Annotated in this window: 23 protein-coding genes and 1 pseudogene; 15 read left to right on the top strand and 9 right to left on the bottom strand. The window is 58.7% G+C overall.

From position 1 onward, the window contains the following. Positions 1-167: 167 nt before the first annotated feature. Positions 168-701, top strand: a complete 534-nt coding sequence (locus EKN06_RS14675) for a DUF5681 domain-containing protein (protein WP_127613648.1) — start codon at positions 168-170, stop codon at positions 699-701. Then, positions 698-1,207, top strand: a complete 510-nt coding sequence (locus tag EKN06_RS14670; protein WP_127613647.1) for a DUF5681 domain-containing protein — start codon at positions 698-700, stop codon at positions 1,205-1,207. Before EKN06_RS14675 ends, EKN06_RS14670 begins: the two co-directional genes overlap by 4 nt. Positions 1,208-1,711: 504 nt before the next feature. Here the strand turns inward: EKN06_RS14670 and EKN06_RS14660 are convergent. Both EKN06_RS14660 and EKN06_RS14655 read right to left on the bottom strand, forming a co-directional pair. Continuing rightward, positions 1,712-3,016 (bottom strand): SIR2 family protein, encoded by a 1,305-nt coding sequence (locus EKN06_RS14660; RefSeq protein WP_240655039.1) that lies wholly within the window; start codon positions 3,014-3,016, stop codon positions 1,712-1,714. Between the two features lie 17 nt (positions 3,017-3,033). Further along, on the bottom strand, positions 3,034-3,435 hold the full coding sequence (locus EKN06_RS14655; protein WP_240655037.1) for a TIR domain-containing protein: 402 nt from the start codon (positions 3,433-3,435) through the stop codon (positions 3,034-3,036). A 389-nt stretch (positions 3,436-3,824) separates the two neighbouring features. Here EKN06_RS14655 and EKN06_RS14650 point away from each other — a divergent pair, with 389 nt between their 5' ends. Next, positions 3,825-4,667: a hypothetical protein gene (locus EKN06_RS14650; RefSeq protein WP_127613645.1), complete on the top strand. Its 843-nt coding sequence runs from the start codon at positions 3,825-3,827 to the stop codon at positions 4,665-4,667. Between the two features lie 307 nt (positions 4,668-4,974). On the opposite strand, the gene EKN06_RS14645 is transcribed toward EKN06_RS14650, so the two are convergent. The 5 genes and pseudogenes from EKN06_RS14645 to EKN06_RS16210 form a co-directional block, all read right to left on the bottom strand. Next, entirely contained in the window at positions 4,975-6,357 is a 1,383-nt protein-coding gene (locus tag EKN06_RS14645) for an aminotransferase-like domain-containing protein (RefSeq protein ID WP_240655035.1), read from the bottom strand. A gap of 85 nt (positions 6,358-6,442) precedes the next feature. Then, a complete protein-coding gene (locus tag EKN06_RS14640) occupies positions 6,443-6,655 on the bottom strand; it encodes a hypothetical protein (RefSeq protein ID WP_240655034.1) in 213 nt (70 codons plus the stop codon). 49 nt (positions 6,656-6,704) lie between these two features. Next, complete coding sequence (locus EKN06_RS14635) at positions 6,705-7,148, bottom strand: DUF983 domain-containing protein (protein WP_127613643.1); 444 nt, start codon at positions 7,146-7,148, stop codon at positions 6,705-6,707. Between the two features lie 565 nt (positions 7,149-7,713). Continuing rightward, a protein-coding gene (locus tag EKN06_RS14630) for an IS5 family transposase (RefSeq protein ID WP_127613642.1) occupies positions 7,714-8,471 on the bottom strand; the annotation gives its coding sequence in 2 pieces (ribosomal slippage) (positions 7,714-8,147 and positions 8,147-8,471; 759 coding nt in all). A 40-nt stretch (positions 8,472-8,511) separates the two neighbouring features. After that, a pseudogene (locus tag EKN06_RS16210) lies at positions 8,512-8,730 on the bottom strand (hypothetical protein); the annotation flags it as partial. A gap of 37 nt (positions 8,731-8,767) precedes the next feature. Here EKN06_RS16210 and EKN06_RS14620 point away from each other — a divergent pair. The 3 genes from EKN06_RS14620 (at position 8,768) to EKN06_RS14610 (ending at position 11,656) form a co-directional block, all read left to right on the top strand. Then, the gene (locus EKN06_RS14620) at positions 8,768-9,133 is read left to right on the top strand and encodes a hypothetical protein (protein ID WP_127613641.1); all 366 of its coding nucleotides are present in this window, start codon (positions 8,768-8,770) and stop codon (positions 9,131-9,133) included. Between the two features lie 709 nt (positions 9,134-9,842). After that, complete coding sequence (locus tag EKN06_RS14615; RefSeq protein ID WP_127613640.1) at positions 9,843-10,589, top strand: glucose 1-dehydrogenase; 747 nt, start codon at positions 9,843-9,845, stop codon at positions 10,587-10,589. Between the two features lie 107 nt (positions 10,590-10,696). Next, positions 10,697-11,656, top strand: coding sequence for an alpha/beta hydrolase (locus EKN06_RS14610; RefSeq protein ID WP_127613639.1), 960 nt, complete (start codon positions 10,697-10,699; stop codon positions 11,654-11,656). 49 nt (positions 11,657-11,705) lie between these two features. Here EKN06_RS14610 and EKN06_RS14605 read toward each other — a convergent pair whose 3' ends face one another. Together EKN06_RS14605 and EKN06_RS14600 are read right to left on the bottom strand one after the other, a co-directional pair. Then, positions 11,706-12,881, bottom strand: a complete 1,176-nt coding sequence (locus EKN06_RS14605) for an acetyl-CoA C-acyltransferase (protein WP_127613638.1) — start codon at positions 12,879-12,881, stop codon at positions 11,706-11,708. 109 nt (positions 12,882-12,990) lie between these two features. Further along, a complete protein-coding gene (locus tag EKN06_RS14600) occupies positions 12,991-13,749 on the bottom strand; it encodes a TetR/AcrR family transcriptional regulator (RefSeq protein WP_205693923.1) in 759 nt (252 codons plus the stop codon). 493 nt (positions 13,750-14,242) lie between these two features. On the opposite strand from EKN06_RS14600, the gene EKN06_RS14595 reads away from it, so the two are divergent. From EKN06_RS14595 to EKN06_RS14555, 9 genes are all read left to right on the top strand, one after another. Continuing rightward, a complete protein-coding gene (locus tag EKN06_RS14595) occupies positions 14,243-16,615 on the top strand; it encodes a TonB-dependent receptor (protein WP_164844100.1) in 2,373 nt (790 codons plus the stop codon). A 72-nt stretch (positions 16,616-16,687) separates the two neighbouring features. Beyond that, the gene (locus EKN06_RS14590) at positions 16,688-17,353 is read left to right on the top strand and encodes a glutathione S-transferase N-terminal domain-containing protein (RefSeq protein ID WP_127613636.1); all 666 of its coding nucleotides are present in this window, start codon (positions 16,688-16,690) and stop codon (positions 17,351-17,353) included. A 40-nt stretch (positions 17,354-17,393) separates the two neighbouring features. Then, entirely contained in the window at positions 17,394-18,593 is a 1,200-nt protein-coding gene (locus EKN06_RS14585) for an LLM class flavin-dependent oxidoreductase (protein WP_127613635.1), read from the top strand. Positions 18,594-18,640: 47 nt separating this feature from the next. Next, entirely contained in the window at positions 18,641-20,578 is a 1,938-nt protein-coding gene (locus EKN06_RS14580; protein WP_127613634.1) for a flavin-containing monooxygenase, read from the top strand. 4 nt (positions 20,579-20,582) lie between these two features. Next, positions 20,583-21,347 carry a crotonase/enoyl-CoA hydratase family protein gene (locus tag EKN06_RS14575; RefSeq protein ID WP_127613633.1) on the top strand — a complete coding sequence of 255 codons (765 nt, stop codon included), beginning with the start codon at positions 20,583-20,585 and terminating at the stop codon, positions 21,345-21,347. Continuing rightward, a complete protein-coding gene (locus tag EKN06_RS14570; protein ID WP_127613632.1) occupies positions 21,344-22,204 on the top strand; it encodes a 3-hydroxyacyl-CoA dehydrogenase family protein in 861 nt (286 codons plus the stop codon). Before EKN06_RS14575 ends, EKN06_RS14570 begins: the two co-directional genes overlap by 4 nt. Positions 22,205-22,226: 22 nt before the next feature. Next, the gene (locus EKN06_RS14565; protein ID WP_240655032.1) at positions 22,227-23,408 is read left to right on the top strand and encodes an acyl-CoA dehydrogenase family protein; all 1,182 of its coding nucleotides are present in this window, start codon (positions 22,227-22,229) and stop codon (positions 23,406-23,408) included. Positions 23,409-23,410: 2 nt separating this feature from the next. Further along, complete coding sequence (locus EKN06_RS14560) at positions 23,411-24,958, top strand: class I adenylate-forming enzyme family protein (protein WP_127613631.1); 1,548 nt, start codon at positions 23,411-23,413, stop codon at positions 24,956-24,958. After that, the gene (locus tag EKN06_RS14555) at positions 24,955-25,764 is read left to right on the top strand and encodes a nuclear transport factor 2 family protein (protein ID WP_164844099.1); all 810 of its coding nucleotides are present in this window, start codon (positions 24,955-24,957) and stop codon (positions 25,762-25,764) included. Before EKN06_RS14560 ends, EKN06_RS14555 begins: the two co-directional genes overlap by 4 nt.

The raw sequence follows: 25,764 nt of genomic DNA, 5'->3' as shown, positions 1-25,764 counted from the left end.
ATCTTCCTCGGTTCGGGCACCAGCCTGATTGCCGCCGAGCGCGTCGGCCGTGCTTTCCGCGGTCTCGATATCGATCCTGCCTATGTCGATCTTGCCATGACCCGCTGGTCGCAGATCACCGGCAAGGCGCCGCAGCTGGTGCATCGAGCCGACACCGAGGCGGCCGCATGAGCCGGGGCGGCCATACCCGGTTCGCCAAAGGGCAATCGGGTAATCCGAACGGACGGCCGAAGGCCCGCCGACCCAACATCTCGGCCTTCGACATCATCTTCGACAAGACCCTGACCGTCACCCAGAACGGCAAGGCGCGCGAATTGACCATCGACGAGGCGCTCGAGTTGCAGACTTACCAGGCCGCACTCCAAGGCAGCCGGATGGCGATCCGCAAAGTCCTCAAGATGATCGAGAAGCGCGAGGCGGCGCTGGCCAAGCGTCATCCCAATGCCGATCTGCCGCCGGTCAGGCTCGAACGTGAATATAACGCCGACAATGCCTGCGAGGCGATGCGCATTCTTGGTATCATTGAACGCGATCCTGCCTGGGGCGATGATCGATCGCGCGACAAGGTTGCCAACTGGGCCGCGCAGGCGGCGATCAGCCGACCGGGCCAAGCCAAGTTGGACGACAAGACCGTCAAGGAGATCCGCTTCTTCACCATCGACGGGGCCAGGCTCAAGTGGCCGCGGGGGCGGTGCGCATGACCGAGCCAAAACCCATCGGTTATGGCAGCCCGCCCAAGGCGACCCGGTTCACCAAGGGCCAGTCCGGCAATCCGCGCGGACGCCCGCGTAACCGTCACCGCGAAATCCCGCATGATGCGCTTCTAGGCCAGATGGTCACCATCCGTGAGGAAGGCCGCGAGCGGCGGGTGACGGCGGCCGAGGCGTTCCTGCTTCAGCTGACCCAGAAGGGCCTTGCCGGGGACAGTGCTGCCGCGCGTTCCTCGCTCGAGGCGATCGAGGCGGCGCGCGGCAGGCAGCCCGCGCAACAGGGTATCGATACCATAGTCGTCGTCCTCATCGGCATGGGGATCGAAGCCATCCTCGGCGAACTACGTATCGCGATCAAGAAATACCCCCGAGACGAGAACCGCGCGAACCCCGCACAAGGTTCAATGGCCCGAGTGGTGGTTGGTGCGGGGGTGAAGGTCGGCTTTGCGCGCTTAGATCGGCTATCACAGACTAACTGCCGATTGCGTGAAAGCTGACATCAAGCCGGGTGGGACACCTGCTGCTGTCCAGCATCGGAAAAGAAATTAGGGTAAGCGGACTCGGCTCGATGAGGTATAGTTTCGGCTTCTTTGCGCCCCATTGTCGGTCATTGAAGCGTTGCTGACGATCGCCTGAAAGCTGACATTGGATCAGTAGGCTCGATCTGCCTGCAAAGCCGGACTTTTGCGACATGCAGAATTTGGGCAAAGCGATAGGATAACGGCCGTCCATTCAGCCAACACAAAGCAGAGCCACGGACTTCACGGGCCGATGGTCGTAGAAGGGGCGAGGGGCGTGGCCAACCCCGCGGCGGCGAAATGCCGATCAAGCAGACCATAAGGTCAGCGTGAAAAATGCCCGGTCGTCGGGCCGAACGATCGCTATTCTTGGGTCTTTAGCCAGTCAGCCACTTCCCAAGCTCACCGCCGGTGTTACGGGTCTCGTCGAGAACCATCCAAACCTCTTTCTGATAGCCATCGAGCTTGCCCCATACGATGCGGTCATAGAGCCCTAGGTATTCCCAAGAGGCCCACGCCTTGTCGTAGCTGGATTCCGATGCTGGAAAGAGCGCGGGCGGCTTCAAATTCTTCGAAGACGCCGCCGGCAACCACCTGAGCACCGGAAGCTGGATCGATTTTCATGCCGCCGACGAAAACAACAACACCGGCGATCCGCGCCAGCTCGGCACGCAAGGACGCCCACTGCGCCTGATCCGGTGCCGCTCCTAAGATCGGTTGGGGGAAAGGGCGGGCGATCAGCCTGCGTTCGAGATCCCAGCCGCCATTCGAACGCAAAGCGTCCAAGAACCCCGCGATGGAAGCCGATCCAACAACAAGGCCAGCGCCACTTACCAAATCACGCCCGCGATCGCCTACAAGCTCCCCAAGCGCCTGTGAGACGCTATAGACCCGCGCGATTTCGTCCCCTGCCTCCGGCGGCCAACTGCCACTGATCCAAACCCGTCGAGCCGCCACGCGCCGTTCGACCTGCCGCAAAAGATCAGGCACTTCCGAGTAGTCGTCTATTTCAACCACAATGAGGCCATATCGCTTTAGGTCACGGCTCCAAAGTTTGTGTTGAGTGCTACGTGCCTCGAACTCGGTATCTGTTGTGTAATCCTCCCGCTGCGGCGGGCGGACGATCGCGAAATGTTCGGGAGGGGCAGACGTAAAGCTTTCTCTGATGAGCGATAAGACGTGTCGGATGTTCGGATCAGTAAAGCTGATGCCAAGAAACAGCATCGACATGCTGGAGAGATGCGCCTGCAACAGTGGTAGGAAGGCGCCGCGCTTCGACCGATAGAGTTCATAGTCGTCGGTCGAGATGACGACGTCGTCTAAGCGCTCAACGGAGCCATGCATCTTGAACAGGCGGGTGGCGCCCGGGGTTGCGCGTAAGGCAAGGTCCGCAGCACCGGAGACGGTGTCGATCGGCCGGTTGACGCTGCCGAACGCCCTTTCAACCAACCTGTCGTAATTGGTTGTCCAAATAAACTTTACTGGCAGTCGTGCGATTATCTCGAGCGTTACGGGAACGGCGTGTTCAGCGCCGATCTGCTCCTTGATCACATTCCTGACCTGAGTTGCGGATCCGTTCTCCTGGATGCTCCACTGGGCCAGCGCGGCCAAGTCATGGAGTTCGCCGGACTGCACGCCCAGCTCCTCACCGACCTCGGTAAGCAGCGAAGCCCATGACGGATAGCCAGCACCCATTGATACGCCGGCACCGACAAACACCGCGCCTCCACCACCAATCAGAGCCTCGGGATAGTCCTTCAGAAACCGCTTGGTCGTCGCTGCCACCATATCGCCGTCCCCGCTTCCTAGTTGCGTCCGCGGATCGCGATCGCGTCTTCGATCCACTTCTCGATGCCGTTCGAGATCGAGGCGTAGACCGTCTTGCTGTCATTTCCGGTCGGCGTGATAAGCTGGACGACGTCAGATAGCTTCTTGCCCGAGGGGAAGGTGATGTTTTCGAAGGGGTTGGCGCCAGCGACTGATGCCTGACTATTGCGGTCGAGCAGCTTGTTGACGCGGATACCGACTACGCCTCTCTTGTCGTTCCAAGCTTTGATGATCTCGTGCTGGACCCAAGGGCGGTTCGCGGTTTGGGAGCCAACCAGCACTACTACGCAGCTCTTGCCATGCATATTGTCCGCGATCCACTGCTCGATGGAAGCTTTGCCCTTACGCTTGACCTCCTCCCAAGCATTCGGGGTGCACAACGATTGCCCTCAAGAGCCCCCATGTTCCTTATCTGCTGCGTTCGCCAGAAATCGTTGTCGAAATGGAAGCTGAAGAAGACACGACGAGCCATGTAATTCCCCCTGTTTGTTTCTAACTTCTAACTTGGCGATCAAGCCGGGGATTGCAAGCGCACCCTTTTGCATGCAGAGCTGTGTACACATGAACAACCGACCGCTTTGAGGTAAGCAAAGCGAGCAGTCGAAAGGCAGCAAAGTCAGCATCTGCAACTGGCTATGAAATGGTGATGAGCGGTGCGATCGATGAATGACGCGGGCGCGATCTCATGACAGAACGATGCTTTGCCGCCAAGCGCGGACGATTATGACAAAGGGAAGGCATGGCCGCAGGACCAAGCAATGACGAAATTATGGCTGCGATCAACGAGTCCGGCTATCTCATGGAGCAGGAGGTGGCGACCCAGCTCGAGCAACGCGGACTCCACGTGCGCACCAATGTCGCCTTCGAGGACCCTGACGAGAGCAAGTCGCGCGAAATCGACGTCGTCGCAGTGAAGCGCGCCTCCTTCGACGAGGCGGCCAAGCTTTCCGCTTATGTAGAGCTCCTAGTTGAGTGCAAGAACAGCGCGAACCCCTTCGTGTTCATCGCCCGGCCCAAGAACGCAGCGGACCGCCATCATTCCCCAGAGGAGTTCCTATTTCCCTACCGCTACGAGATGAAGAAGGAACTCGGGCCCGGCAAAGGCATGACCCGCCAGGTCAACGCCTTCCACCATCTCGGCTTCGATCAAGTGTTCGAAGCGCACGTTCGCCCCTGGAAGGCGGTGCAGTTCTGCCGGATCGACCGCAAGGGCAGTGGCTGGCATGCCAATCATGGCGGCCTTTACGATGCAATCTTCTATCCGATGGCAAAGGCGCTAAATGCGCGGCGTAAGGAGGTGCCGAAGGCTTCGCGTCCGGACGAGTGGCGCTACACTTGGCTATTCTTCCCGCTGGTCGTGACCTCAGGCGATCTGTTCCTAATCGATGCCACGGGCGAACAGCCCTCCCCGGTCGCTGTCGACCACGTCTCGTTTCAGCGCGAGCTCAAATCCGGCAAACTGTCAGGATCGTTCATGGTGACGTTCGTGCGGCAGCGGGCCTTAGAAAGCTTCCTAGCCGATGTGGTCGATCCCCTCGCGGCCTTGTCCGCCGACCTAATCGAGCAGCGTCAGGACTTTCTGAAGACGACCACGCTGCCCTGGGCCGATTGACCTGCGATGACTCCGATCTAGCTCATCGGCTTCAACGCGATCCCCCCTATGCTTCCCAGAACGTACGGTGGATCTTGGCCAAGCGCTTCGATGAACCGATGACCGCTAACACGGTACAGCAATCGACCGCCGAACGGCGGTTATGTCAGCGACTGCGGGCCAGCTTATCCGTTCGACTGAATGGCGGCTTTGCCTCACACTACGCTTGAAACCGGACAGTCCGAAACCGGCCCAGTTCCAGTCACTTCACATAATGGTGGATCTCAATCCGAACTGGTAGTTCAATAACTAGCAGCACCGTCCGAGGCTAAACGAGCGAAAATTTCTGTGTAGCAGATCCTGTTGCCACTTCCCGGAGCAAGCTCAAGGCCGAGGTGAGAGCGTCCCCGGAAATCAATCCGCCCGTGGTGACGCGCAACCCATGAGGTGCACTGGCCTTGTCCACAGCAAAGGCGTCGGAAGCGCTGAGCGAGAGGCCATATGGCCGCAGGGTATCAATGATGATCGCCGGATCCGATCCAGGCAGCAGAGGCAGCCATAGATGATAACCGTAAGCCTGCGTGCGATAGCTCCCGGGCGTCAATGCAGCGGCCACCAGCTCCTGACGAGCGCGTACTTCTGATCGCACCTCCTGCGCCAAGCGCCAGAAATCGCCGGTTTCTAGCCAGACAGCTACGACCGCGGCATTGAACGGCGGCGCCATGATTGCCGTTTCGTGCAAGTCCGTAGCGAGGTGCCATGCGGCCCCGATGTCAGGTGCTCGAACCCAGGCGATCCGCAAACCAGGGGAAATGATCTTCGACGTACTGCAGATGTGGAAGGTTCTGTCTGGAATCAATGATGCCAACGAGGCAATCGGCGCCTCAGGAAGAAGTCCGTAAGCGTCGTCTTCGATCACGATGAGATCGGCACGCGCAGCTACTTGGGCGATCGCCTCGCGTCTCGCTAGGTCCATCGTCGCGGTTGTGGGGTTGTCGTTGGTGGGAATGACGTAGAGGCCCTTGATCTTCTCGCGTTGGCAAGTTTCGGCGAGAGCTTCGGGCAGGACCCCCTTCTTGTCGGCCGCAATCGGAATGAGCCGGAGACCATAGCGCCGCGCCAAGGAAAGAAATCCGGGATACGTAAAGGGCGCTACCGCGACCGCATCTCCTGGGCGGAGCGCGGTGCTGACGATCGCGTGCAAGCCGTGCTGCCCGCCGGCGGTCACTACCACCGTATCAACGCCGCAGTCTATTCCGCGTGTCTGCAACAAGGTTGCGCCTGCTGCACGTACCGAAGCCATTCCGCCGCCCGGTTGATAATGGAAAGGGGGCGGAATGGATGTCTGAGTCAACAGGATCTCGCTTGCGGTGCGCCAGGCATTCGCGAGAACGTTAGACGCCGGTTGTGGCGGAGCGTTCATGCTGGTTTCGACAGGTTGGTCGAGCTCGACATTCTTGCCGGCGGCCTGCGTCAGAACAAAGCTGCCACGCCGCCCTTCGCCACCGATAAGGCCACGCCTCTGCGCTTCGCCATAACCGCGACTGACGGTCGTGAGATCGATCCCCAGCGTTTCGGCCAAGACTCGCTGTGGAGGCAGTCTCGTGCCAGCTGCCAGCCGTCCGGCGAGGATGTCGCGCTCCATCGCATCTGCAATCGCGCGATATTTCGGTCCGGCGACAGTATCGAGGTCGGGTAGCCAGTTGTGCATGACGGGGGGCTTACAGGATAAGGTCATTTCGCCGCTAGTCTCGGTGAAAGAACGCAGGTCGGCCGACAAGAACATTCCGAGCCATCTAGCCTCTGTCGTGCGCGGCGAGTGCGCCGCCCGGGCTTTCTTCGTCCCAGAACGAGGGATCGGCGTATTGACGAAGCGCCTCGCCTTGTCGGGCCGTCTGATCCGCCTGCTCCTGCAACAGAGTTCGCGCGATGACGACTTCGGGAAAATCGTCAGCCTCACCGGCCGCGACGAGCGCCCCGAGGTCCGTTCGCCGCATTGAGTTGAACATTTCCGCAACCAACGCTCGGGCCGCGGCAAGGCTATGAGAGGCTGCCGCATTAGCCATCGCGGTCGCCCAAGCTGGTTTTGCGGGCATCGGCATGAAGCTTTGCCCAAAGCTTCTCTGTACCCGCTTCCTGAGCCTTATTCACGTATTGAGAGGCGACGAGCCAGCCTTTGATGGGCTGAAGCGGAAATATGCAGCCCAGAACCAGAAGCGGAAGTGACGTCACCAAGTGAACCCAGAAAGGCGGCTCAAAGGCAGCTTGAAGCCAGACAGCCACGAACGTCAGGGGAAAGGCCACGATACATAGCGAGAAAAAAGCGGGCCCGTCATCGGGCGCAGCGAAGCAGTAGTCCAGGTCGCATACCGCGCATCGGTCGGCGAGCTTCAGCCACTTGCGGAACATCCTCCCCTGGCCGCATCGCGGGCAAAGGCCTTTCCATCCGCATTTCATGATCCAGGCAAACTTGGCGTCCTGGGGTGCCGCATCAAGTGACATTGTCAACCTACCATCGAGAAGTGGCGTCTGACTTATTATTGTATGCATACAAAGTCAATGCAAAACGACTTGAGATGCAGCAACTCTAACGATAGGAGGGGCTGCGCCTATCTTCAGACCAAATACCTTCCTCGGGGTTGGTCCAAATTTTGTTTGTGATTTATCCAGCGCAAAGAGCACGCAAACCAACCACAATCCCCACGGGGCCAATGTGGGCTCGGACTTGCGGCCGGTAAAATTGAGATCTCACGATGCCGATGGAATTACCTGAGCGACGCGAACATTCCGCTTCGGCGGGGTGAGCGGGTGACAAAGCGAAAACCCACCCTCAGCGAGGCGGTCTTTTGAGGGTTTCGGATTGCTCATTCCCGATCAGGGTTTGCCTCAGGCAGTCCCTTTACACACTAGCTCTTCCAGCCAGAAAAAGAAGAAGATCATCATCACTATTCGTGATCTCAGACATGGAAAAACAGCGGCGAAAGTAGGTTCAATACGCCAAGGAGCGGCTCCTAATTGCTCCAGGCCACCGGCATAACTTTGGCCGCCTAGGCTCAGGGCTCACTGATCACAGGCAGAAGAGTACGGTGGCAGCCAGTGCGAGTGCGGAGAAATAGACGGTTGGGCAGCGGTCATGTCGCGTTGCCACGCGGCGCCAGTCCTTCAGGCGGCCGAACATGATCTCGATGCGGTTACGCCGTTTGTACCGCCGCTTGTCATACCTGACGGGCAATGAGCGGGATTTACCGCCCGGAATGCACGGTTTGATGCCCTTTTGCTCCAGCGCATCTCTGAACCAGTCAGCGTCATAGCCGCGGTCGGCGAGCATCCACTTGGCCTTGGGTAAATCATCGAGCAAGGCCGCGGCACCGGTGTAATCGCTGACCTGCCGGGCCGTGATGAAGAAGCTCAACGGGCGGTCGTTTGCATCAGTCACGGCGTGCAACTTCGTGTTCATGCCGCCCTTGGTCCGTCCGATCAGGCGTCCAAGATCCCCTTTGTTACCCCAAGGCTGGACGCCGTGCGGTGGGCCTTGAGATAGGTTGCGTCGATCATGACGGTCTGCGGCTCGGCCTGCTGGGCGGACAGGCCTTCCATCATCCGAGCGAACACACCGAACACACCCCACCGTTTCCAGCGGTTATAGAATGTCTTGTGCGGACCATATTCCCTGGGCGCATCCCGCCACCGTAGGCCGTTCCGGTTGACGAAGATAATCCCGCTCAGGACCCGCCGGTCATCAACCCGGGGCTTGCCGTGGCTCTTGGGAAAATATGGCGAAAGACGCGCCATCTGCTGGTCTGTCAGCCAATACAGGTCGCTCATGCTCAGTCTCCTCACGGAGCCTGAATCACATCGCCCTCTGCTAATCAATGGGTCCTGAGCCTAAGGACCATGGGGGCGTCCACCTCATCAGCGCGGCAGAGCGTCGTTCCTTGAATGTTTCCCTATCGACGAGGTGACGTTCCTGCTTGAAGTGGTTGGAGATCGAGGCGTGGACCGAGGCGAATTTCTGCGGTGACTTCATTCACCGAAATCTCTGCATCGCCCGCTCCCGTCGTCGGAACGGCAGATGTGAATTCTCCGGTATTATAGCGCAAACGCCACAAGGGCTCGGGCAGTTGTATCGCAAGCGGGCCGGCTCGGGCGTGCAAGAGACGGATGTCGCAGCATTTTCTACTTTCGAGCCGGGGCAGGACGCTCACACTGGCGACTGTTTTTGGCCTTCGGATGCCGAAGCTGAAGTGGCTTTTCGCAAGCTTCGATGGGCCAGCACTGCTGGGAAGCTCATCAGTCCCACCTGCGACAGTCCCGATGCCTATGATTGCCGCAGGCCAAACGGAGCGACACGATTTCGCGGCCGTGGTTGCCAGAAGGATTTCAGCATCACGTCCGGCACAATCTTCGCATCGCTCAAACGGCCACTACGCCTTTACCTGGCGGCCATCGTGATCTTCTGCAAGGAGCACAAGGGCAATCCTCCTTGACGATGCCCCGATTAAACGACCTTCAATACCCAGCGTTATCTCTTCTCGCGAAACACCATGCGAGTGTTCAGAGACCGCACATTTGCGGAGTGGAGCCTCATGTCCGCCGCGGCGGTCTGAGATTTCAGGTTCGGGCCTTTGTTCGACCAGGCAAAGTTGCCCTGAAAAAGCCGGCGCGACCATTTTTCAACGCCACTGTTGATTATTGTTTTGCATTTAACCTCTATTTCTGGCAGGAAATTCGTCGATAAAGATCATATTGAGTAGCGAATCAATACTGCCGTTGACCGCAGTTTGAGATGGTTGGATGGCATTTGTGGAACCGGTAGCCCTTGAAAGATGGAACGAAGATGCTTTTCCGGCCTTGCCGAGATCTCTTCAAAGAAATGGGCGAGGATGATGTCAAGTGCAGCAGATCAAGTATCCCAGCCGATGTCCTCCCCGTCGCGACGCATTCACGGCGATGCAGAGCTGCGATCATGCGGAACGCGAGTGAGCATTCCGTCGACGAACGAGCGATACCAACTGCTTGCCCTGATCCAACAGAATATCTCGGCGGTAAAAGGCGGTACCGACCCACAGCGGCGGGGCAATAATTTTTGATCGTGCTTTTAGGCGAATAGGGTGCCGGCAACATAAATTGCTCGAGAACGACTATACCCGAACGCACCAATGTGAGTGCGGATCAAAGCAAAAGGGAATTTATGGGATGCTGAGGCTTGAAGGCAAAGTCGCCATTATTACCGGCGCCGCACAAGGCATGGGCGAGGCTCACGCCCGGCGCTTCGTTGCAGAAGGCGCGAAAGTCGTCCTGACCGATCTTAACGAAAAAGGCGGACAAGCGCTCGCCGATGGACTTGGCGAAAATGCCCTGTTCGTGCGCCACGACGTGAGCGTCGAGGACGAGTGGAAGCGCGTCGTCGAAACCGCCGAATGCAAGTTTGGATCGGTGAACATTCTAGTCAACAATGCCGGGATCATCGGACCGCTGGCCGATGCAGAAGCCCTGTCCTTGAGCGACTACAACTTTGTATGCTCGGTCAACCAGACCAGCGTGATGCTAGGCATGAAAGCGGTCATCCCATCGATGCTTGCGTCGGGTGGCGGGTCAATCGTAAACGTTTCATCCATCTCTGGGATCGTCGCCATCGTCGGCACTCCCAACCTTGCATATGCGGCAAGCAAGTTCGCGATACGCGGCATGACCAAGCAAGTTGCGGTCGAATATGGAATGAAGGGTATCAGGGTCAATTCTGTCCACCCCGGATACATCCGCACCCCGATGATGGTGGCGGCCACAGACGAGGATGGCGGAGGGGCGGCGGCAGCGATCCCCTTGGGGCGCTTCGGCGAACCAGAGGAAGTTGCCAATCTGGTAGTGTTCCTGGCGTCGGATGAGAGTTCCTTCATTACCGCAACCGAACACATCATTGACGGCGGCATGACAGCCATTTGACGATTACGAAGCGTTTGGCGTGAAGGTCGGGCAAGAAGTCTGGGTCAAGTAGTGACGTTTTGGCTTGGCGACTTCGCCCAGTCGTAAATTGAAAGCAGTGAAATAACATGGCTCCGAAGCCCATTTGTGATCCCGAACTGACGAAATTCGTTGAACGATTTCCTCAGCTTGATCTTACCGATGCCAGCATCGGCGGGGTCCGCGAACTGATGAGCACCGACCCGAAAATGTTCGACGTCAGGCTTGATCCCGAGGTGGTACTCATTTCGGCAGAGCAACCGCTGAGCCTGTTCGTTTATAATCCACCCTCACCCAACCGGTCGCGCCCGGCAATCATCCACCTACACGGCGGCGGTCTGGTCATGGGTTCGGCGGAGATGAGCCGGACGAACATGCCCGCCATTGCGTTCGACCATGACGCGGTCGTGGTGTCAGTGGATTATCGGCTGGCACCGGAGCACCCCTTCCCAGCCGCGCTTGATGATACGCTGGCGGCACTACAATGGCTGATTGCGAACAGCGAAGAGCTGGGCGTCGATGTGTCACGAGTTTTCGTGATGGGCGAAAGCGCAGGCGGCGGTATTGCAGCGGCTCTTTGCCTAAGGCTTCGCGATGAAGGAGCGGATCTGCTGGCCGGGCAAATCCTCATCTACCCCATGCTCGATTATCGCACCGGTGGCCCAACATGTGCAGCATCGATCCCGCCAGACGACGAATATATCTGGACGCGGGCGAACAACCGGTATGGCTGGACATCGTATCGCGGCAATTTTGCAGTTGCCAACGAACGGGCGGGCTGGTTTTCACCGGCCCTGGCAAAATCATGCGAGGCGCTGCCCCCAGCCTTCCTTGCTGTCGGATCGATCGATCTCTTTCGTGACGAAGCGATGGAGTATGCAAGGCGGCTTGCCGCCAGCGGGGTATCGACCGAACTACACGTCATGCCCGATGGCGTTCACGGCTTTGACGTGGCTTGCAAAGCAGCGATATCGATCCGGTTTAGCCAGATCCTCAACGCTGCGCTCAGCCAGATGATGAACGCAACGCCGCCGCCGACTGGCGCCTGAAACGAGGTAGCAGCCTAGGAAGGGGGGCAACCGCTGCCGCCCCCCTGTTTTACAAGACTTCGAAAAGCCCCGCAGCGCCCATGCCTCCGCCAACGCACATCGTGACGACCACGTGCTTCGCGCCCCGGCGCTTGCCTTCGATCAAGGCATGACCGACCATGCGCGAACCTGACATGCCATAGGGGTGGCCGATCGAAATCGCCCCTCCGTTCACGTTCATAAGTTCATTCGGAATGCCAAGCCGGTCACGGCAATAGATGACTTGAACTGCAAACGCCTCGTTGAGCTCCCACAGGCCAATATCGTTAATCGACAGGTCAAATCGGCTAAGCAACTTGGGCACTGCAAAGACCGGGCCGATACCCATTTCATCGGGATCGGTGCCCGCAACAGCCATGCCCATATAGCGGCCGATCGGCTCAAGCCCCCGCTTGGCGGCAAGCGCGCCTTCCATCACAACGCATGCCGATGCGCCGTCGGAAAGCTGGCTGGCGTTGCCGGCGGTAATCACCTTATTCTCGCCCAGCACGGGAGACAGGCTGCTCAGGTTTTCCAGTGTCGTTCCGGGCCGGTTGCCCTCGTCCTTGGTCAGCGTGACTTCCTTCGCGCTGACTTCACCCGTTTCCTTGTTCGTGACCTGCATTGTGGCCGTTACAGGCACGATTTCGTCATCAAAAGCGCCGGCGGCCTGTGCGGCCGCTGTGCGTTCCTGCGATTGCAGCGCGTATTCGTCCTGTACCTCGCGCGAGATTCCGTAACGTGCGGCGACGACTTCGGCTGTCTGCAGCATGGGCATGTAAGCGAGCGGCATCATCGCAACCAGCTCGGGATCTGGCGTGACGCGAAGATCCTTGGTCTGCACCATCGACACAGATTCAACGCCGCCGGCAATACAGATATCCATCCCGTCGTTGACGACCTGATTCGCCGCAATCGAAATGGCCATCAGGCCGGACGCGCATTGCCGGTCGATCGATTGGCCGGGCACGGATGTCGGCAGTCCGGCGCGCAACGCAGCGTTGCGGCCAATGGTATACTGGGAACCCTGTTGCAGGGCCGATCCCATGATGACATCTTCGACCATTGCGCCGTCAATGCCACTGCGTTCAAGCGCGGCGCGGATCGGTTCGACAGCCAGCGTGGGCGAGTGAGTTGCGTTGAACGCACCGCGAAAGGCACGTCCGATCGGGGTTCTGGCGGTTGAGACAATTAATGCTTCGCGCATGGGACATCCTCTTTATCGTTGCCGCCCGTTCGACCGAGCGGTTCAGTTGTGTCCAGCCGACGCAAGTTTGGGTCTGCTGGCAGTGTTTATGCGATCCTCAGCCCGCAGTTCAGTATTGATTCTCAAGCCCCGCTATGAATATTTCGGCGTAAGTACTGCCGATCTCGGTGGCGCTCACCTCGCAGTTACCGGGGCGGTACCAACGGTGGGTCCAGCCAACGATCCCGAAAAGACCGTAGGCAATGACCCTCGGTGACCCGACCTTGCGCAAGGTACCATCGGCCAAGCCCTGCTCCACGATGTCGATGACCGCATCGGTGGTTTGTTGGTTCAGCTGCCGCATACGCTTCGACCATGCAGTTCGCTTGTCGCTGACGTGGCTGAGATTTTCTCGAATATAGATGTAGAAAAACGGATAGTGTTCGTCGTATGACTGCATCAACTGCACCATCAAATCGCGCAACTTGCGTGCTGGCTTGAGCTTGCTGTCACGGATCGCCGTGCACATTTTCAGGTTCTTTTCGACGATGCTGCCAACGACGTCATCGAACAGGTCTTCCTTGGACGAAAAGTAGTAATAAAGCGTCGCACGATCGACGCCGATTTCGCGCGCGACCGCAGACATGCTGGCCCGTTCAAAACCTTCGCGATTGAATACTTTGCCAGCGGCCTCAACGATCGACTGACGTTTCGCATCGTATTTCGCAGGTCTGGTTTCTTCATCGCGGTTGGCAGAGCGTCTCGCTCCGATCCCGCTCGTCGGCTTTGTCACTATATCTCCAGGCATCGAAAGAAGGTCAGGGGACATACCTATAGCCAATCCGGTCAAAGGGACAAATGCCAAGCCCACCAAATCAGGGTTCGACATTACTTTCCATATCGACACACGCGCTGAAGATCAATCGTAATTAAACATCTATGTTGAACGAACGACAGGTTACTAGCTTGGCCGTCCCTCGGTGCAGAAACGAATCGATCTCGCATGCGTTTTTTCAGAAATTTGAGCGGATGCACCACAGTTGCAGACCGACATTCGTCATATATTCGTGCTATATCATATAGTTCATCCGCATTCTCCCGATTGTAGTCTGCATCACCCAAGCGATCACGGCGCTTAAGCCCATGGCTCACTTCGCGGATTCTGGCGAACTCGCCCCCTGACCGAAAACTCGCAGTTTCGAGCCAATAACGGCTCGGTCTTGTATTTTTTTCAATACATGTGTTGACAAACTTATCCGTTGGGCGGAGTTTAAAGCTCATAAGACGAGTGGTGGCGACAATCAGATTAAGCCGCACATCACCGCGTCAACAATCAGGCAAGCAGGCGAATTTCATCAGCCTGCAGCTGGTGGAGGATGATGATGGCTTCGCAATTCAAGACGATGATGTGGTCAGTGCCGATCCTGGCCGCGCTGCAATGCTCCACCGCGATGGCGCAGACCGTCGCGGCCGCAGCTGACGGCGATACCGTTAGTGCTGCCGACCAGACGGGCAGCGCCATGGGCGAGATCGTGGTCACGGCCCAGCGGCGCGAAGGCTCCCTAGCCCGTACCCCGGTGGCGGTCTCGGTGCTGAGCCAAGACACGCTTGCTGAACAGGCCATCGTTAGCGAGGCGGACCTCCAGACCGCCATCCCCGGCCTTACTGTCAAGGCGGGGCAGAGCGACAATCAGCTTAACTATTCCTTGCGCGGCCAATCGGTGGATTCGTTCAGCTTCTCGCGGCCCAGCGTGCTGCCATATGTCAACGAAGTGCAGGTCGGTGGCGCAAGCTCGACCGCGTTCTACGATCTTCAGTCGATCCAGGTTCTGAAGGGACCGCAGGGGACTTTGTTCGGGCGGAACTCCACCGGCGGTGCCGTGCTGTTCACGACGGCGAAGCCCGATGACGATTTAGGCGGCTATGTCAGCCTGCGCGGCGGCAATTACAGCCATGTTCAGGCCGAAGGCGCCATCAATGTGCCCTTGGTCGAAGATACTGTTCTGCTGCGCGTGGCCGGCTTCTTCCAGCGTCGTGACGGGTATCAGCGCAATCTGTTCGACGGCGGCCGTCTTGGCGATGTCAAGAAAGAGAACGTCCGCGGCAGCCTGACTATCAAGCCTTCACTTTCGTTTACCAACGACCTGATGGTCGAATACGGCCATTCTGGCGGCGATAACCTGTCGAGTGTCATCTATAACATTCTGCCACGCGGCGCAGGCGGCGCATTTGTTCCAAACAACATCCTTTACAGCCCCGACATCGATTCCCTTTTCGGCCCTGGCGTGTTTGCCGCCTTTCTTGCCGCGCACCCGGGCGCCGATCCCGAAGGCATCGTGGCCTTTGCTGCAAAACAGCAGGCCCGCGGGCCCTATATCGTCGATGTCGATGCACCCAACTTCCACCGCTCCAAATCTTTGACAGTCACCAACACGAGCACTTTGGAAATCGGCCCGAACACCAGCATCAAGAACATTGTCGGCTACGTTCGGCAAAAGGCCTTTGACGCTTCCGAGTTCGATGGGACATCATTCCCCGCTGACAGCAATGGCGCCGATGGCCGCGGCGGCACCCTCAAGCAGTTTTCCGAGGAACTGCAGATCCTGGGCGACACGTTCGGCAACACGCTGACCTACGTCGCCGGTCTCTATTATTCTGACGAAACGCTCGACAACCGCTCGCTTAGCGTGATCCTCGATCTCACTCCCATAGCGCCCCCGATCAACCAGATCAACGATGCCCGGATCGATAACACGTCGTATGCGGTTTACGCGCAGGGCACGCTCGATCTTAGCGACATGATCAACGAAGGGCTCGGCATCACGCTGGGTGGACGCTATTCGTCCGAAAAGGTGACGATCACGCACCAGAATGACGACATCTACCTGACCAACCCCAACCCCGCGTTCGTCAATCCGCTCTCGGAAACCTTCAAGAAGTTCAGCTGGCATGTCGGGCTAGAACAACAGGTCAACCCCAGCCTCCTGCTGTATGCGGTGAGCCGCAGAAGCTTCCGCAGCGGCGGCTTCAACTTCTTCGCCCCGCCGCTTCCCGGTGTCGGCAATGAAGGTGGCGCAGGTTACAGCCCGGAAACGGCGCTCGATGTGGAACTGGGCCTGAAATATCAGGGCGAAATCGGCACCACTCCAGTCCGCTTCAACCTTGCCGCATACAACATGTGGATCGATGATATTCAGCGTTCGAACTACGTCGAAATCTTTGGCAGTCTTGCCGGGATTACCGTCAATGTTCCCAAGGCCGAAGTCACCGGCATCGAAGTCGACGGGGTGATTAGCCCGACTTCGTGGCTGAACATCGGCGGCAACGTGAACTATACCGACGCCCGGTTCACCAGCAATATCGTCTCGGTTCTCGGCAATCCGGCAGTCGCGTTCGACACTTACCCCGACACGCCCGAATGGTCGGGCGTAGCCTTTGCCGAAATCAAGGCGCCGGTCAGTTCGAACCTTACCGCCACGCTGCACGGCGATGTCTACGCCCAGACGTCGACATACTTCAGTTCGACCGGCAACACGCTAAATCCCGGCACCAAGATCCCCGGTTACACGCTCGTCAACTTTCGCGCCGGAATCGAAGACGATGTGGCGGGATGGTCTCTCACCGCGAACCTGAAAAATGCTTTCGACAGGACGTATTACGTCGGGGGCATCGGCTTCCTTAGCCTGCTGGCGGTCAACACCGTCATCCCGGGCGCTCCGCGCACATTCCTGCTCGAAGCACGCAAGAAGTTCTGAGGTCTGACACAACGTTAAGATCGATTTTCAACGCTGGGCCCCGACCAAAGGCCGAAAGGCGGAGGATGCAAAATGACGAATGTTTTGATCAATGCGCGCCCAAGTCCGTTCGGCCGTAAAGTCGCGATCGCGATGCTTGAAAAGGGCATCGATTTCACGGTCAGCTACGATGTCCCGTGGGCGGAGGATACTTGCACTGCTCAGCATAATCCGCTGGAACAATTGCCGATCCTGATCACCGACAATGGTGAGACGATCTACGATTCAGCGTACATCCTGACCTGGTTGGAAGCACGTTACCCCGAAACCCCGCTGCTTCCCGCTGACATCAATGACGTGCTGGCAGCCAAAAAGCGCCAATTGCTCGGCGAACGGCTGATGGAAGCGGCACAGAGCCTGATCCTTGAGCGCCAGCGGCCGCAACCCAGCATGGCCTGGGTGGAGCGGCAGACCCGCAAAGTCGTTGGTGCCCTGTGCGCGCTCGACGAAATGTACGCCGACCGTCAGGCACCAGCCGACGACCGGCCCATCGATCATGGCGACATCGCGGTGGCGACAACATTGCTGTTGTTCGAATTCGCCGTCGCTTCTGGCTTGAGCGAGGCCATCGACGCTCTCGTCTGGCGGGCGCGGCTCCCATCTTTGACGAGCTTCGTAGAGGCCATCGAGCGGCGCCCTTCGTTTGTCGCGACGGGTCCGGCCCATATGGATGTCGATCTAAAAGCGGCGATGAACTGACCGCCGAACAACTAAAATAATAGCGAGAGGATTTTCACCCATGTCAGCAAAAATGAGATTCGGCGCATTTGTGGGCCCGCATCACCCGCTCAACGAGAATCCGACGCTCGCCATGGAGCGCGATCTGGAACTCGCGGAAATTCTCGAGAAATACGATTATGATGAGGTCTGGTACGGCGAGCACCATTCCGCCGGTTGGGAAACTATTGCAAGTCCCGAACTGATGATCGCCGCTGCAGCAGAACGCACGAAGCGGATCATGCTGGGTTCGGCCGTCAGTTCCTTACCCTATCACCATCCGCTGATGCTGGCCGAACGCTTTAGTCAGCTCGATCACATGACACGCGGCCGTGCAATGATCGGCATGGGCCCTGGCTCGCTCGCCTCCGACGCTGAAATGATGGGCATTGATGTCGCCAAGCAGCGCGACATGATGGACGATGGTATCGACGTCATGGTCAAACTGCTGCGCGGCGAAACCGTGACGGCGAAGACCGACTGGTTCACGCTCAACAACGCGCGCATCCATATGCGGCCCTACACCCGCCCGCGCATCGAAATGGTCGCAGCTAGCACGGTTTCGCCGACCGGCGCGCGCGCCAGCGGCCGCAATGGCATCGGGATGTTGTCGTTCGGCGCCACTTCCAGCGCCGCCTTCGATGCGCTTGCCGCGAACTGGCACATCGCAGAAGAGGTTGCGGAAGCCAATGGCCAGAAGGTCGATCGCTCCAAATGGCGGCTCGTCGCGCCGATGCACATTGCAGAGACGCGGGAACAGGCGAAAAAGGACGTCGAATTCGGCATCGACGGCTGGGCTGATTATCTACGCAATGTAGCCGCTCTGCCTATCGTACCTGGCGGCGGAGATGTCATCGACGCCCTGCTCAGCTCTAATATGGCGGTGATCGGCACGCCTGACGACGCAATCGCCCAAATCCGGCGTTTGCAGGAACAATCCGGCGGCTTCGGCACCCTTCTGCTCTTTGGCCACAACTGGGCCAACTGGGAAAGCACGAAGCGATCTTACGAAATGTTCGCCCGCTATGTGATGCCGGAAATCGACGAGATGCCTGACAATCGCAAGATCTCATGCGACGAGTGCCGTGCAAGCCGGCCAGAACTCGCGGGCAAGATCGCTGCCGCAATTCAGGATCGGATTCAGCGGCACATCGACGAACGCGGCGAAAAGGATATCGCCCCCGAACTCATCGCCGCACTTCCCAAGAAGGGAGAGTCCTGACCGCAGGCGCGGTGGACGGACGTTCAGATACGCAAGAGGTAATATCGGTGACTGCATCAGAAAATCTGGATCAGGGAGAGCGTGCATGGCTTGGCGAGGCGGTAAAGCTCGCCAATATCCCGACGCTGGCCGCTATGCTGATCCAGATGACGGGCGATCTCAAGTGGATCGAGGGACGCTTCGTCCCAACCCGTACGCGCGGACTGGACGACAATGACGACGGCGGCTTGCCGGACGCGGTCCAGGATGAAATTCGGGCCGCTGCGCTTAACGAACTGCGCGCGTGGTTCGCGGGCAAGCAGCCGGCTATTCCCAATCCCGATGATGCCTTGTTGCTCCGCATCATGAGCGTATCCTTGGGCGAGCAGATTCCGGCCGAATATGCCCCGCTTGTCCGTAATGAATTGCAGTTGCCCGATCCGGCTGGTGCGGATCAGCCCTTTCCTGCGTCGCCGCCCGGCTTTCGCGCACTTATCGTTGGCGCAGGCATTTCGGGCATCTGCGCGGCGGCCAAGTTCGAGGAAGCGGGCATCGATTACGTGATTGTCGAACGCGGATCTGCAATGGGAGGCGTCTGGCAGGACAATCGCTATCCCGGCGCCGCCTGTGACGTGCCCAGCTACCTCTATTCGTTTTCTTTCGCCTCCTATCCCTGGTCACGCTATTTCGCGGACAGCCGCGAAATCCACCGGTACCTCGAAAAAGTCGCCAGCGATCTTGATATCATTCGCCATGTACGTTTCGGGGTTAATGTCCGGGAGGTGCGTTATGACGAGGCACGCCGAATGTGGGATGCCGACGTTATGAACGAAGCTGGCGAGGCCGAGACGCTGACCGCGTCAATTGTTGTCAGTGCGGTCGGTGCCTTCAACAAACCGCGCATACCCAATTTGCCGGGTCTCGAATCCTTCGAGGGCCCCAGCGTGCACACCGCGCAATACCCAGACGCAGGCCTCGACCTTGCGGGCAAGCATGTCGTGCTCATCGGCAGCGGGGCAAGCGCCATGCAGGTCGCACCGGCAATTGCCGACGAGGTAGCCACGCTTACCATAGTTCAGCGCACAGCTCAGTGGGCCGCGCCCCATCCCAAGTTCAAGGTCGAGGTTCCCGAGCCGGTACAGAAGTTGCTTGAAGAAGTTCCTGTCTATCGCCTGTGGTATCGCCTTCGGCTGAGTTGGGCATTCAACGACAAGCTCTACGAAGCGTTGCAGAACGATCCTGCCTATGCCGAAGATCCGCTCGCCATCAATCCAATCAACGATGCGCATCGGCGCGGACTGACTTCGTATATCGAGTCGGAACTGGGCGATTCACCGCATTTGTTGCCCCAGGTCCTGCCGGATTACCCGCCATTTGCAAAACGAATGCTGCTGGACAATGGATGGTTTCGGTCGCTGACAAAACCCAATGTTCGGCTTGTCACAGGATCGGTCAGCTCGGTCGCCGAACACAGCATCACTACCGATGGTGGCGAGACTATCGATGCCGACGTGCTCATCTGGGCGACCGGGTTCGATGTTGTCAACTGGCTGATACCGATGCGCGTAAAAGGCATTGGCGGGCGTGACATTCACGATGATTGGGAAGGCGACAACGCACGCGCCTATCTGGGCACGGTAGTTCCAGGCTACCCTAATTTCTTTCTGTTCTATGGTCCGAATACCCAATTCGGTCACGGCGGCAGCCTAATTACCGTGCTGGAACGACAAGTGCATTATCTGATGTCCCTGCTTGGTCAGATGTTCGCTGAAGGGATCGACTCCGTCGATGTGCGGAACGACCGATACGAAGAATACAACGCGATGATCGACTCGCGCCATGCCGACATGGTGTGGACCTCCACAGGGGTGAAAACCTATTTCCACAATTCCAAGGGCCGGGTCATCGTCAATAACCCGTTCCGGATCTTGGAAGTCTGGAAGATGACCGAGCACGCCAACCTCGACGATTTCGAGATCGTCCACCATGCCACGGCGGAGCAATGATCCGATGAGCGCAAACGTCCTTATCGAAAAGATCGGTCACACGCTGGTTATTACGATCAACCGTCCGGCGCAACGCAACGCGGTCAACCGCGCAGTGTCGATGGCCATTGCCGACGCCCTTGATCGCCTCGACAGCGAGGATGATCTGCGCGTCGGGATTTTGACCGGCGCCAGTGGCAATTTTTGTTCCGGAATGGACTTGCGCGCCTTTGTCGAAGGCGAGCGGCCCGAGCTGGAAGGGCGCGGCTTTGGTGGTTTGACGGAGGCCCCTCCCCGCAAGCCGTTAATCGCCGCAGTGGAAGGGTATGCGCTCGCGGGGGGATGCGAGCTCGCCCTCGCCTGCGACCTCATCGTGGCAGCCGATGACGCAACCTTCGGCCTACCCGAAGTATGCCGCGGTCTCGTCGCCGGTTCCGGGGGTCTGATCCGTATGGCTCGGAAGGTTCCTCCCGCGATCGCGCTCGAATATGCCCTGACCGGAAACCGGATGGCGGCCCCGATTGCCCAACAGTGGGGCATGATCAACCGGCTGGTTCCTTCGGGTCAAGCCCTGACCGAAGCGCTTGCGCTGGCGAGCGAGATCGCGGCGAATGCGCCCCTGTCCGTGATGATGAGCAAGCGCATTGTAGAAGAGAGCGGCGCTTGGGCTCCCGCAGAAATCTGGGACTGTCAACGCCCCTTGGTGGATTCTGTGCTCGCGTCGGACGACGCGCAAGAAGGAGCCCGCGCCTTTACCGAGAAGCGGGATCCCGTCTGGAGTGGTCGATGAACGCGTCGCAAACAACTTGGAGCACCGCGGTCCTTGGCGGTGGCACGATGGGCGTTGGCATAGTCTACGTCTGTGCGCAGGCCGGAGGGCAAGTCTGGCTCGTCGAACCCGACGACGCGCGAGCCAAGGCGGTGAAACACGAAATTGGCGATGCAGTTGCCTCGGCCATAAATCGCGGCAAAATGACCGAACCGGACGCAGATGAGCTTCCCCGCCGTATTACCCGGCTCAAGACCGTCGATGACATTCCTGAAAATCTTGACCTAGTGATCGAGACCGTGCCGGAACGCCTGGCAATCAAGAAGGATGTTCTTGCCCGCGCGGCGGCGCGCAAACCGCACCTCTTGGCCACAAATACCAGCGCAATTTCGATTGACCTGTTAGCCGCTGACCTTCCGGAGCCGGCGAAATTTCTAGGCATGCATTTCTTCAATCCCGTTTGGTCAATCAAACTGCTCGAAATCGTGCGCGGAGCCGCCACATCCGATCATGCTATTGAACAGGCGCGCACATTCGCCCGCTGGATTGGCAAGGAATCGCTGACCGTCAGCGACGTCCCGGGCTTTGCGACCAGCCGTCTCGACCTGATTGCGTCGCTTGAGGCGATGCGGATGGTCGAAAGCGGCGTCGCAAGTGCGGAAGATATCGATAGAGCGGCAGTGGTCGCCTATCGCCATCCCGTAGGCCCGCTGCGGCTTTCCGACATTGTCGGCCTCGATGTCCGGCTTGATATCGCGCGTACGCTCGAAGCGGCGCACGGGTCGCGCTTTGCGCCGCCCGCCATTCTCGAACGCATGGTCGCCGAGGGCAAACTCGGTGCGAAGTCCGGCGAAGGTTTCTTCGCCTGGACCGACTGAATAAATCTAGGAAGGATTCCACGTGTCCGGCGAACCCATGTTCTTTTCAAATCTGGTCGACACGGCCGATCATCATGCCGACTTGCGCGAAAGCGTCGGCAGGTTGGTCGGTGAATTCGGGCGCAAGTATTTTCAGGAATGCGTGGCCAAGGGCGAACAGCCCGATGCGCTCTGGAAAAAGCTGGGTGAGGCAGGTTTCCTGGGCGTCCACATTCCCGAAGAATATGGCGGCAGCGGCGGCGGCATGGCCGAATTCAATATCGTCATCGAAGAATGCGCGGCGCAAGGTTGCCCGATGCTCTACCTGGTTATCACATCGATCTGCGCCCCGATCATCGCCACATATGGCAGCGACGAATTGAAGGACAAATGGTTGCCCGGCATTGCCGACGGCAGCCGCAAGATGGCCTTTGCCATTACCGAACCCAATGCCGGATCGAACACCCACAAGGTGACGACAACCGCGCGGCGCGAAGGCAACGGCTGGGTATTGAACGGCGCGAAATACTGGACTTCCGGCATTGACGAGGCAGAGTCGGTGCTAGTGGTGGCGCGCGATGCGGAACTGGCGGAATCGACCGGAAAATCGGCGCTCTCGCTGTTCGTTCTGCCCACCAACACGCCGGGAATCACCATGCAAAAAATCGAGGCTGCGGTACAGTCGCCCGAGAACCAGTTTTCGGTGTTTTTCGATGACGTAAAAATGGATGCCGATGCCTTGGTCGGCGAACCCGGACAGGGATTGCGGCAGGTTTTCGCCGGATTGAACCCCGAACGCATATCGGCCGCTGCGATCAACAACGGTATTTCCCGCTTCGCGCTATCCAAGGGCTCCGCCTATGCGCAGGACCGCACAGTGTGGAGCCAGCCGATCGGTGCGCATCAGGGCGTCGCCCATCCGCTGGCCGAAGCCTATATCGAAGTTCAGGCCGCTCGCCTGTTGAATGCCCGTGCAGCGCAGCTTTACGATGCGGGCGAGGACGCGGCCGAGGCTGCCAACATGGCCAAGTTCCTTGCTGCCGAAACATCGCTGAAGGCGCTCGACCAGGCAATTCAGGTTCATGGCGGCAACGGGCTGTCGCTTGAATATGGACTTGCCGACCTGTGGTTCATCGCTCGCCTTCACAAGACAGCGCCCGTCAGCCGAGAAATGATCCTGAACTATGTCGCGCAGCACAGTCTGCATCTCGCCAAGAGCTATTGACGATGAACTCGCCGCACCTCGATTTCGACGCGCGGTTCCCGCTTGAACTGCTGGGTCAGTTTGCGAAGAAGACGCCCGAGGCTCCGTGTCTGACATTTTATGAGGAAACGTTCAGTTTCGCCCAGCTTGACGCGGCCAGCGATCGACTCGCCGCCGCGCTTGCCGACCGATCGGTGAAAGCCGGCGATCGGGTCGCGATTCTCGCGCCTTCCTCTCCGGCGTTTTACGAACTGTTTTTCGCCTGCGGAAAGATCGGAGCTATCATGACCCCGATCAACGCACGACTGTCGGCCCGGGAAGTTGCGGCAATCCTGGCCGACAGCAAACCTGTTCTGATGCTGATCGACAGCGCTTTGATGCCGCTGCTTGGCGATGCGGCCGATACACCGGACCTCGTCCTGCTCGACAGCAGTTACAGGGCTTGGCGTGATGCGGCACGCGATATGCCCCCTCACCGCGATGCTTTGACCGATGACATCATCCTGCTGCTTTACACCTCCGGCACCACGGGTAAGGCAAAGGGCGTTCCGATAAGCCAGCGCAATATGCTGTCTGTTGACCGCACTGCGTCGAAGATGTGGGGATTTTCCGATCACAGCGTGAATCTGGTGGCCATGCCGCTCTTTCATATCGGGGGAATGGGATACGGGCTCATGGCGCTCAGCCAGGGCGGTCATTCGATCCTGCTTGATACGCTGGAACCCGATGCCGTCATTTCGGCCATGCGCCGCTACGCCGTGACTCACGCCTTCTTCGTTCCAGCGGTGATCCAGCGGCTGGTTGAGCATGTCGAGCACGGCGGCCACTCTGTCGCCAGCCTGCAACGGCTGATCTACGGCGCATCTCCAATCTCGGAAAATCTGCTTTTGAGAGCGATAGCTGCGTTCAGCTGCGCCTTTAATCATGCCTACGGCATGACGGAAACGGCAGGGACCGTGATCACATTGGCCCCAGAAGATCACGACCCGGGCGGGCCTCGCGCAGCTCGGCTACGTTCATGCGGACGGGCCATGCCCTGGGCGGAAATCGTACTGGTCGATCCTGCCACCGGTCACCCGGTCTCAGTGGGCGAAGTCGGCGAAATCCGTGTGCGCGGCGACATGACAACGAACGGTTATTGGCAGAAGCCAGATGAGACGGACGCGGCGATCACCCATGACGGATGGTTCTGCACAGGCGATGCTGCCCTTCAGGATGCCGATGGCTATTTCTACATTCACGACCGTTACAAGGACATGATCATCTCTGGCGGAGAGAACGTTTACCCCGCCGAAGTCGAGAACGCACTGGCCGATCATCCCGCGATTGCCGAAGTGGCCGTCATCGGCGTGCCCCATGCGAAGTGGGGAGAGACCCCGCGCGCCTATGTTGTCGCCAGTGTCGGTGCCGACATCGACGAAGCGACCGCCATCGCCTTCGCGCGTGAACAGCTGGCTCATTACAAATGCCCAACGTCAGTCGCGATCGTCGACGCTCTGCCGCGAAATGCGTCGGGAAAAGTCTTGAAACAGGAATTGCGAGCGATGGCCGACAGGGAAGCCCGGATATGATCGAAGGCATCAGCGAACAGGCTCGCGTTCTGCGCGGCTTTGCCACCGATTTCCTTACTTCACATGACGTGGCTGAAGTAGAACGGATCATGGATCCAGACTACAGCCTGTCCATTAGCGGCCACCTTTTTCAGGGCCGCGACCACGATTACCTGCCCGCGACCCGCGCACAGCTCGAACAGTTTCCCGGGCTTGTGGTCACTGTGCACGATACACTGATATGCGAAGATGCCGTCGCGATGCGGTTTACTGAGCACGGCGTCTCGATCAGGAATGCCGGCCGTGCGGCATCCTGGGGCGGCATCTCTCTGTTCGAGTTGAAGGACGGGCGTTTGCGGCACGGCTGGGCTGAAGAGGATTACTTCGCGCGCAAGGTCCAACTGGCCAGCGGACAGGTCAATCCAATCGAAGCGCCAGCGCCGGCCCCTTGGGACCAGCCGTGCCATGCCGCCGATCCAGAGGCGGAGGAAATCGTCAGGCGATGGCTCAAATCACTGACTTTTCTTGACGATCCCGGCGTGGTGGAAATCGGCGTAGGCAATCCCGGATGCCGGTCTGTCATCGGGCCTGCGGCAATAGATATCGACACGATTTTCGCGGGCGGCGGCAGGGCGGCGTTTCATTGCGGGATCATCGGTCAATACATGGGCGGGTTCGAAGGGGTCGGTGATGACCGCATCGGTTCGGAAATGGTCTTGCCCGTGGCAGGCATGGTGACTCTCACCGACGGCGTAGTCAGTGCCGCGCATATTTGCGCCGACAGGCTTGGCGCATCGCGATCGCTAACGTCTTTCAAGAAAGGCTGA

The sequence above is a fragment of the Croceicoccus ponticola genome, assembly GCF_004004515.1.
Taxonomy (GTDB): domain Bacteria; phylum Pseudomonadota; class Alphaproteobacteria; order Sphingomonadales; family Sphingomonadaceae; genus Croceicoccus; species Croceicoccus ponticola.
The sequence above is the reverse complement of the archived record's forward strand: the minus strand, read 5'-3'. Positions and strand labels throughout refer to the sequence as shown.

Coding starts and splice junctions, on each gene's coding strand:
- EKN06_RS14595 (WP_164844100.1), top strand. CDS start 14,243: ATGGCTTCGCAATTCAAGACGATGATGTGGTCAGTGCCGATCCTGGCC.
- EKN06_RS14670 (WP_127613647.1), top strand. CDS start 698: ATGACCGAGCCAAAACCCATCGGTTATGGCAGCCCGCCCAAGGCGACC.
- EKN06_RS14660 (WP_240655039.1), bottom strand. CDS start 3,016: ATGGTGGCAGCGACGACCAAGCGGTTTCTGAAGGACTATCCCGAGGCT.
- EKN06_RS14615 (WP_127613640.1), top strand. CDS start 9,843: ATGCTGAGGCTTGAAGGCAAAGTCGCCATTATTACCGGCGCCGCACAA.
- EKN06_RS14605 (WP_127613638.1), bottom strand. CDS start 12,881: ATGCGCGAAGCATTAATTGTCTCAACCGCCAGAACCCCGATCGGACGT.
- EKN06_RS14575 (WP_127613633.1), top strand. CDS start 20,583: ATGAGCGCAAACGTCCTTATCGAAAAGATCGGTCACACGCTGGTTATT.
- EKN06_RS14600 (WP_205693923.1), bottom strand. CDS start 13,749: ATGTCGAACCCTGATTTGGTGGGCTTGGCATTTGTCCCTTTGACCGGA.
- EKN06_RS14555 (WP_164844099.1), top strand. CDS start 24,955: ATGATCGAAGGCATCAGCGAACAGGCTCGCGTTCTGCGCGGCTTTGCC.
- EKN06_RS14585 (WP_127613635.1), top strand. CDS start 17,394: ATGTCAGCAAAAATGAGATTCGGCGCATTTGTGGGCCCGCATCACCCG.
- EKN06_RS14590 (WP_127613636.1), top strand. CDS start 16,688: ATGACGAATGTTTTGATCAATGCGCGCCCAAGTCCGTTCGGCCGTAAA.
- EKN06_RS14675 (WP_127613648.1), top strand. CDS start 168: ATGAGCCGGGGCGGCCATACCCGGTTCGCCAAAGGGCAATCGGGTAAT.
- EKN06_RS14610 (WP_127613639.1), top strand. CDS start 10,697: ATGGCTCCGAAGCCCATTTGTGATCCCGAACTGACGAAATTCGTTGAA.
- EKN06_RS14640 (WP_240655034.1), bottom strand. CDS start 6,655: ATGTTCAACTCAATGCGGCGAACGGACCTCGGGGCGCTCGTCGCGGCC.
- EKN06_RS14570 (WP_127613632.1), top strand. CDS start 21,344: ATGAACGCGTCGCAAACAACTTGGAGCACCGCGGTCCTTGGCGGTGGC.
- EKN06_RS14645 (WP_240655035.1), bottom strand. CDS start 6,357: ATGCACAACTGGCTACCCGACCTCGATACTGTCGCCGGACCGAAATAT.
- EKN06_RS14635 (WP_127613643.1), bottom strand. CDS start 7,148: ATGTCACTTGATGCGGCACCCCAGGACGCCAAGTTTGCCTGGATCATG.
- EKN06_RS14560 (WP_127613631.1), top strand. CDS start 23,411: ATGAACTCGCCGCACCTCGATTTCGACGCGCGGTTCCCGCTTGAACTG.
- EKN06_RS14650 (WP_127613645.1), top strand. CDS start 3,825: ATGGCTGCGATCAACGAGTCCGGCTATCTCATGGAGCAGGAGGTGGCG.